Below are 2,609 nucleotides of genomic sequence, written 5' to 3' on the forward strand. Positions count from 1 at the left end.
TCTCTGCAGTCTTCAGGGTTTTTCTCCCTGACAACTTTTCAACCTGTCCAAATACACACTCGCACCAATCCGATTCCATTCCTTTCTCTGTTTTTAAACCCCGCAGGGGGCGATAGAAAATATTTTGCTGGTCACTGCCTGAGAAAATAGCTCGATGCCTGGGATTCTATGAGACTGTTGGCGAATGTCTGAGGGGTTTCACCCCTCAGACATCGCCGTCCTGAATAGGCAGAATGATTGTGTAATCACGCAGCATATTAAATAATCTATTATGACTCTTCACCCCCGCAACTGGTCATCGATTCCAGAAATGACAGCAACTGTGGCACGAACCTCCTTTCCCAAAGGAAATCCATATATGAAAATGCGCGACGAACTCGGAGTGTTGTACGAAGATACTGACTTTATCACCTTGTTTCGAGCCGACTGTGGTCAAAGTGTTTTATCACCAGGGCAACGCCGCATTAATCAGTGTGATGCAATTTGCCGAGGGATTGACTGACCGACCAACAGCAGAAGCAGTGAGAAGTCGTATAGATTGGAAGTATGCTTTGGGACTAGAAATTACTGATAGCGGGTTTGATTATTCAGTTTTAAGTGAATGGAGAAGTCGGTTAATTGCTGCGGGACGTGAAAGTCAATTACTCGATAAAATGCTAGCACATTTTCAAGATAAGGGATGGCTCAAAGCCAGAGGGAAAGCCAGAACAGACTCGACCCATGTCATCGGAGCCATCCGTAAAATGAACCGCCTCGAATGCGTTGGAGAAACTTTACGTCATGCTTTAAATCAGCTAGCAACTGTGGCTGATGAATGGTTATTAACAGTAGTTAATCAGGATTGGTCTGAGCGTTATGGCACGAGATTTGAGCAATATCGCTTGCCGAAATCTGAAACCGAAAAACAAAGCTTGCTATTGACTATTGGCTGTGATGGTCATCACTTATTGTCGGCTTTGTATGACCCTTTGAGTCCTGAATGGTTACGTCAGCTCAAAGCTGTAGAAATTTTACGCTGTGTCTGGATACAGCAATATGGGTGGTCGTCCGGCAAAGTTTATTGGCGATCAGCTGATAATTTACCGCCCCACAAGCAGTTAATTACTTCCCCTTATGATATCGAGGCTCGCAATCGGACAAAAAGAGATACCAATTGGACAGGTTATACAGTACATCTTACAGAAACTTGCGATCGAGATTTACCTCATCTAATTACTCATGTTGAAACGACACCTGCAACCATTGGAGATGTCGAAATGACTCAGGTGATTCATCAAAGTTTAGCTGATAAACACTTGTTACCACAAGAACATATTGTTGATACTGCTTATGTTGATGCTCAGCACTTGCTCACGAGCGAAACACAATTAGGTATTGAGCTCCTTGGCCCTGTACCGCCTGACTCTAGTTGGCAAGAACAAGCTAAGCTGGGCTTTGAGCTTTCTTGTTTTAAGGTCGATTGGGAGCATCGCCATGCTACTTGTCCGCAGGGCCACATCAGCAAATCTTGGCATCAACGCTCGGATAATTATGGCAATCCGACCATTCAAGTACGCTTTCGTCGGCCCGATTGCGCTGCTTGTCCTGTTCGCTCTCAATGTACTCATTCGCCGACAAGCGCCCGTGTTCTGACTCTCAAACCTCAACCTCTTTATGAAGCTTTAGCCAAGGGTAGGGCCAGACAACATACCCTCGATTTTAAGCAGCGTTATGCCTTACGGGCTGGTGTTGAAAGTTCCCTATCTCAAGGAATTCGTGTTTTTGGTTTGCGCGACGCTCGTTACATGGGTCTTGCCAAGACTCGTCTACAACATATTGTGACTGCTGCGGCGATGAATCTGTCAAGAATGTGGGCGTTTTGGCGTAACATTCCGATTGGCTTGACCCGTGTGTCTCGTTTTTCGGCTCTTTTTCCCTCTGCCTCATTGTAGTTTTTTTGTAACTGCCTAGCTAGTAGTATTTGACGGAAAGAAAACAGAGACATTACCAAGTAACGCATCAGTAACAACTTCCAGAAGATTAAGACCACGCTTAGATGCAGTCGAAAGAAAAGAACGAATATTGGCGAAGGAAACCGCAAAATCTTGCCGAGCGGAAGCCACCAGAAATTTTCTGCTTACACTTCATCATCCGTAAGTCACGTTCCGCTTGATTATTGGTAAACGGAACATCCGGTTCCGTCAGAAACCGTAAAACATCACCTCGGAAATTTTGAAGCCGCAACAACAAGTTATGACCAACTCGTCGTTTTACTCTACCTCGATGACCTTTGCGGTTTAAAGGTGGTTGAGAAGAGTGAAAATCAAGCCCTCGGTTGAGAATTTGCTCATATAGTTGATTGATGCGAGCAATAATATTTTCAGGAATACCTTGAGGATAGCGATGTTTATAATTGCAGGCTAGGAGTAAAACCTTTTTCATGGACTTAGCCCAAGATTCTTGGTCAATTTCTTCCAAAGCTTTGAGTTCTCGCTCAGGATGAGCGTTGCACAAGGCATGATTCACCTGAACGAGTTGATAATAAGGTTTCCAGCTTAGTGGTGCAGAAAACTATTTTTGTTAATAAGAAAATGACATAACTTTAGAAAATTCAATCCGCCGCTCTAACT

The 2,609-nt window shown here is 44.2% G+C and carries 2 pseudogenes; one reads left to right on the forward strand and one right to left on the reverse strand.

Annotated features, from left to right (window positions below):
• The first annotated feature begins 271 nt into the window (after window positions 1-271).
• Window positions 272-1,950: pseudogene (locus QUA83_RS30215) on the forward strand (IS1182 family transposase).
• 81 nt (window positions 1,951-2,031) lie between these two features.
• Here QUA83_RS30215 and QUA83_RS30220 read toward each other — a convergent pair.
• Window positions 2,032-2,520: pseudogene (locus QUA83_RS30220) on the reverse strand (IS66 family transposase); the annotation flags it as partial.
• Window positions 2,521-2,609 lie beyond the last annotated feature (89 nt).

It is taken from the genome of Microcoleus sp. K1-B1 (genome assembly GCF_036704705.1).
Classification (GTDB): Bacteria; Cyanobacteriota; Cyanobacteriia; order Cyanobacteriales; family Microcoleaceae; genus Microcoleus.